Genomic DNA, 5,605 nt, shown 5'->3' with positions numbered 1-5,605 from the left:
CGATTCTTGAGAACTCAACAGCGTGCACTATGTCAAATGCCAATTTGATCCCGTGCCTCTTCCTTTGGAGGGGGTAAGGATTCCTTTTGGAAACATATTTGGACAATACAAGTCAGTACTGAACTTTCGGGTTTGGTGTTGTTTTGTTTTTTGTCAGTTTCAAACTTGTCATCGCACTTTGGTGTGGTGGCGTGATGTTTACCGGCGAGCCTTTGGGTTTGTTTGGTTGTTATTCATTTACGGAGAGTTTGATCCTGGCTCAGGACGAACGCTGGCGGCGTGCTTAACACATGCAAGTCGAACGATGAAGCCCAGCTTGCTGGGTGGATTAGTGGCGAACGGGTGAGTAACACGTGAGCAACGTGCCCATAACTCTGGGATAACCTCCGGAAACGGTGGCTAATACTGGATATCTAACACGATCGCATGGTCTGTGTTTGGAAAGACTTTTTGGTTATGGATCGGCTCACGGCCTATCAGCTTGATGGTGAGGTAATGGCTCACCAAGGCGACGACGGGTAGCCGGCCTGAGAGGGTGACCGGCCACACTGGGACTGAGACACGGCCCAGACTCCTACGGGAGGCAGCAGTGGGGAATATTGCACAATGGGCGAAAGCCTGATGCAGCAACGCCGCGTGAGGGATGACGGCCTTCGGGTTGTAAACCTCTTTTAGTAGGGAAGAAGCGAAAGTGACGGTACCTGCAGAAAAAGCACCGGCTAACTACGTGCCAGCAGCCGCGGTAATACGTAGGGTGCAAGCGTTGTCCGGAATTATTGGGCGTAAAGAGCTCGTAGGCGGTTTGTCGCGTCTGCTGTGAAATCCCGAGGCTCAACCTCGGGTCTGCAGTGGGTACGGGCAGACTAGAGTGTGGTAGGGGAGATTGGAATTCCTGGTGTAGCGGTGGAATGCGCAGATATCAGGAGGAACACCGATGGCGAAGGCAGATCTCTGGGCCATTACTGACGCTGAGGAGCGAAAGCATGGGGAGCGAACAGGATTAGATACCCTGGTAGTCCATGCCGTAAACGTTGGGCGCTAGATGTGGGGACCATTCCACGGTTTCCGTGTCGTAGCTAACGCATTAAGCGCCCCGCCTGGGGAGTACGGCCGCAAGGCTAAAACTCAAAGGAATTGACGGGGGCCCGCACAAGCGGCGGAGCATGCGGATTAATTCGATGCAACGCGAAGAACCTTACCAAGGCTTGACATATACCGGAAACGTTCAGAAATGTTCGCCCCGCAAGGTCGGTATACAGGTGGTGCATGGTTGTCGTCAGCTCGTGTCGTGAGATGTTGGGTTAAGTCCCGCAACGAGCGCAACCCTCGTCGTATGTTGCCAGCACGTAATGGTGGGAACTCATATGAGACTGCCGGGGTCAACTCGGAGGAAGGTGGGGATGACGTCAAATCATCATGCCCCTTATGTCTTGGGCTTCACGCATGCTACAATGGCTGGTACAATGGGCTGCAATACCGCGAGGTGGAGCGAATCCCAAAAAGCCAGTCTCAGTTCGGATTGGGGTCTGCAACTCGACCCCATGAAGTCGGAGTCGCTAGTAATCGCAGATCAGCAACGCTGCGGTGAATACGTTCCCGGGCCTTGTACACACCGCCCGTCAAGTCATGAAAGTCGGTAACACCCGAAGCCGGTGGCCTAACCTTTTGGAGGGAGCCGTCGAAGGTGGGATCGGTAATTAGGACTAAGTCGTAACAAGGTAGCCGTACCGGAAGGTGCGGCTGGATCACCTCCTTTCTAAGGAGCACTTAGCACGCATCCTTTTGGGTGTGGAGCTGAAGTCATTTCGGTCGCGAATGTCGATCGGTGGCGCTCATGGGTGGAACATTTGACTATTCGGTGCTCAGCGTGATGCTGGTTTAGTACGCCTCTTTTGGGGTTGGAACGGCTGGTGTTGTGTTGGGTGCTGGTGTGCACGCTGTTGGGTCCTGAGGGACCGGGCCTGCTGTCGTCTTCGGATGGTGGTGGATCGGACTCTTGGGCCTTCGTTCGCCGGCTTTGTGTTGGTGGGTGTTGGTACCGATCGTATGTTGAGAACTACACAGTGGACGCGAGCATCTTGAATGCCGCGAATGTCGCCTTTGGGTGGTGTTTGTGGTGTTCAGCAATTTTAGTCAAGAGTTTCTGAGAATGAAATGATTGGCTACTCATGTGTAAATCAAATCTTTAAGAGCAAACGGTGGATGCCTTGGCATCTGGAGCCGAAGAAGGACGTAGAGATCTGCGATAAGCCTCGGGGAGTTGATAATCGAACTTTGATCCGAGGATTTCCGAATGGGGAAACCCCGCCAGGCCCCTTGTGGTGACCTGGTGACTCCCGCCTGAATATATAGGGCGGGTAGAGGGAACGTGGGGAAGTGAAACATCTCAGTACCCACAGGAAGAGAAAACAACAGTGATTCCGTTAGTAGTGGCGAGCGAACGCGGATCAGGCTAAACCGGTCGTGTGTGATACCTGGTAGGGGTTGCACGGTCGGGGTTGTGGGACTTTTCATGCTGCTCTACCAGGCAGTGGGCGTGACAATAGCGTATAGACGAACAGCTTTGAATGGCTGACCAGAGGGGGTGCGAGTCCCGTAGTCGAAATGCGTGTATTGACGTTGAAGAGTATCCCAAGTAGCACGGGGCCCGAGAAATCCCGTGTGAATCTGTCAGGACCACCTGATAAGCCTAAATACTCCCAGATGACCGATAGCGGACAAGTACCGTGAGGGAAAGGTGAAAAGTACCCCGGGAGGGGAGTGAAATAGTACCTGAAACCGTTTGCTTACAATCCGTCGGAGCAGCCTTGTAGCTGTGACGGCGTGCCTTTTGAAGAATGAGCCTGCGAGTTAGTGATATGTGGCGAGGTTAACCCGTGTGGGGCAGCCGTAGCGAAAGCGAGTCTGAATAGGGCGATTCAGTCGCATGTCCTAGACCCGAAGCGAAGTGATCTATCCATGGCCAGGTTGAAGCGAAGGTAAGACTTCGTGGAGGACCGAACCCACCTAGGTTGAAAACTGGGGGGATGAGCTGTGGTTAGGGGTGAAAGGCCAATCAAACTTCGTGATAGCTGGTTCTCTCCGAAATGCATTTAGGTGCAGCGTTGCGTGTTTCTTACCGGAGGTAGAGCTACTGGATGGCCGATGGGGCCCAAAAGCTTACTGACGTCAGCCAAACTCCGAATGCCGGTAAGTGAGAGCGCAGCAGTGAGACTGTGGGGGATAAGCTTCATAGTCGAGAGGGAAACAACCCAGACCACCAACTAAGGTCCCAAAGCGCGTGCTAAGTGGAAAAGGATGTGGAGTTGCACAGACAACCAGGAGGTTGGCTTAGAAGCAGCCACCCTTGAAAGAGTGCGTAATAGCTCACTGGTCAAGTGATTCCGCGCCGACAATGTAACGGGGCTCAAGCACGCCACCGAAGTTGTGGCATTCATATTTATAGACAGGCCTTCGTGGTCCAGTCGTGTGGATGGGTAGGAGAGCGTCGTGTGGCGAGTGAAGCGGCGGTGGAAACCAGCCGTGGACGCTACACGAGTGAGAATGCAGGCATGAGTAGCGAAAGACGGGTGAGAAACCCGTCCTCCGAATGATCAAGGGTTCCAGGGTCAAGCTAATCTGCCCTGGGTAAGCCGGGACCTAAGGCGAGGCCGACAGGCGTAGTCGATGGACAACGGGTTGATATTCCCGTGGCCGGCGAAAAACCGCCCAAGCTAATCCAGTAGTGCTAAGAGTCTGAATCTCTTCGTCCGCCTTCGGGTGGGTGGGGAGCCTAGCGCTCGACCCCGTTCTGGTGCGGTTAGCGTATTAACAGGTGTGACGCAGAAAGGTAGCCGAACCGGGTGATTGGTTGAATCCGGGCAAGGACGTAGGGTGAGTGATAGGCAAATCCGTCACTCGTGAAGCCTGAGATCTGACGCGGAACTCACTTCGGTGAGGTAGTCGGTGATCCTCTGCTGCCAAGAAAAGCATCGACGCGAGGTTTTAGTCGCCCGTACCCCAAACCGACACAGGTGATCAGGTAGAGAATACCAAGGAGATCGAGAGAATCGTGGTTAAGGAACTCGGCAAAATGCCCCCGTAACTTCGGGAGAAGGGGGGCCTGAGGCGTATAGGGATTTACTCCTGAAAGCGCATTGATGGCCGCAGAGACCAGTGGGAAGCGACTGTTTATCAAAAACACAGGTCCGTGCGAAGTCGCAAGACGATGTATACGGACTGACGCCTGCCCGGTGCTGGAAGGTTAAGAGGAAGGGTTAGCTTCGGCGAAGCTCTGAATTTAAGCCCCAGTAAACGGCGGTGGTAACTATAACCATCCTAAGGTAGCGAAATTCCTTGTCGGGTAAGTTCCGACCTGCACGAATGGCGTAACGACTTCCCAGCTGTCTCAACCGCGAACTCGGCGAAATTGCATTACGAGTAAAGATGCTCGTTACGCGCAGCAGGACGAAAAGACCCCGTGACCTTTACTACAGCTTGGTATTGGTGTTCGGTGTGGCTTGTGTAGGATAGGTGGGAGACTGTGAAGCGGGCACGCTAGTGTTCGTGGAGTCGTTGTTGAAATACCACTCTGGTCATTCTGGATATCTAACTTCGAACCGTAATCCGGTTCAGGGACAGTGCCTGGTGGGTAGTTTAACTGGGGCGGTTGCCTCCTAAAGAGTAACGGAGGCGCCCAAAGGTTCCCTCAACCTGGTTGGCAATCAGGTGGCGAGTGTAAGTGCACAAGGGAGCTTGACTGTGAGACTGACAAGTCGAGCAGGGACGAAAGTCGGGACTAGTGATCCGGCAGTGGCTTGTGGAAGCGCTGTCGCTCAACGGATAAAAGGTACCTCGGGGATAACAGGCTGATCTTGCCCAAGAGTCCATATCGACGGCATGGTTTGGCACCTCGATGTCGGCTCGTCGCATCCTGGGGCTGGAGTAGGTCCCAAGGGTTGGGCTGTTCGCCCATTAAAGCGGCACGCGAGCTGGGTTCAGAACGTCGTGAGACAGTTCGGTCTCTATCCGCTGCGCGCGTAGGAAATTTGAGAAGATCTATCTTTAGTACGAGAGGACCGAGATGGACGAACCTCTGGTGTGTCAGTTGTTCCGCCAGGAGCACCGCTGATTGGCTACGTTCGGAACGGATAACCGCTGAAAGCATCTAAGCGGGAAGCCGGCTTCAAGATGAGATTTCCATCCCTTCGGGGGAGAAGCTCCCAGTAGACGACTGGGTTGATAGGCCGGATGTGGAAGCACAGAAATGTGTGGAGCTGACCGGTACTAATAAGCTGATGATTTGATAAAACATGCACATGAATGTTGTTGCTGTTCGCGTCCACTTTGTGGTTCTCGATAGACGATCGAGGATCGACCATGTGTCGCACCTGTTTGGGTGTGGTGTGTGGTTCGGAACATGATTGGTTATCCATAGTGTTTCGGCGGTCATAGCGAGAGGGAAACGCCCGGTTACATTCCGAACCCGGAAGCTAAGACTCTCAGCGCCGATGGTACTGCAGGGGGGACCCTGTGGGAGAGTAGGTCACCGCCGGACTTCTTCATAAGCCGGGGTTGGTTGTTGAGTGAGCAGAGATGCTCCTCGATGACCAACCCCGGCTTTTTT

General features: G+C 53.8%; 3 rRNA genes. All 3 read left to right on the top strand.

Going from position 1 to position 5,605, the window contains the following annotated elements:
• Nucleotides 1–236 precede the first annotated feature (236 nt).
• The 3 genes from C5E07_RS19010 (at nt 237) to rrf (ending at nt 5,536) form a co-directional block, all read left to right on the top strand.
• A 16S ribosomal RNA gene (locus C5E07_RS19010) occupies nt 237–1,756 on the top strand.
• 419 nt (nt 1,757–2,175) lie between these two features.
• Nucleotides 2,176–5,289 (top strand): 23S ribosomal RNA (locus C5E07_RS19005).
• A 130-nt stretch (nt 5,290–5,419) separates the two neighbouring features.
• Nucleotides 5,420–5,536: ribosomal RNA gene (rrf, locus tag C5E07_RS19000) — 5S ribosomal RNA — on the top strand.
• Together the 16S, 23S and 5S rRNA genes form the textbook arrangement of a ribosomal RNA operon.
• Nucleotides 5,537–5,605: the final 69 nt, after the last annotated feature.

It is taken from the genome of Pseudoclavibacter sp. RFBJ3 (assembly GCF_002931375.1).
In the GTDB taxonomy this organism is placed as follows: Bacteria; Actinomycetota; Actinomycetes; order Actinomycetales; family Microbacteriaceae; genus Pseudoclavibacter.
This window is presented reverse-complemented; position numbering and strand designations above follow the sequence as displayed.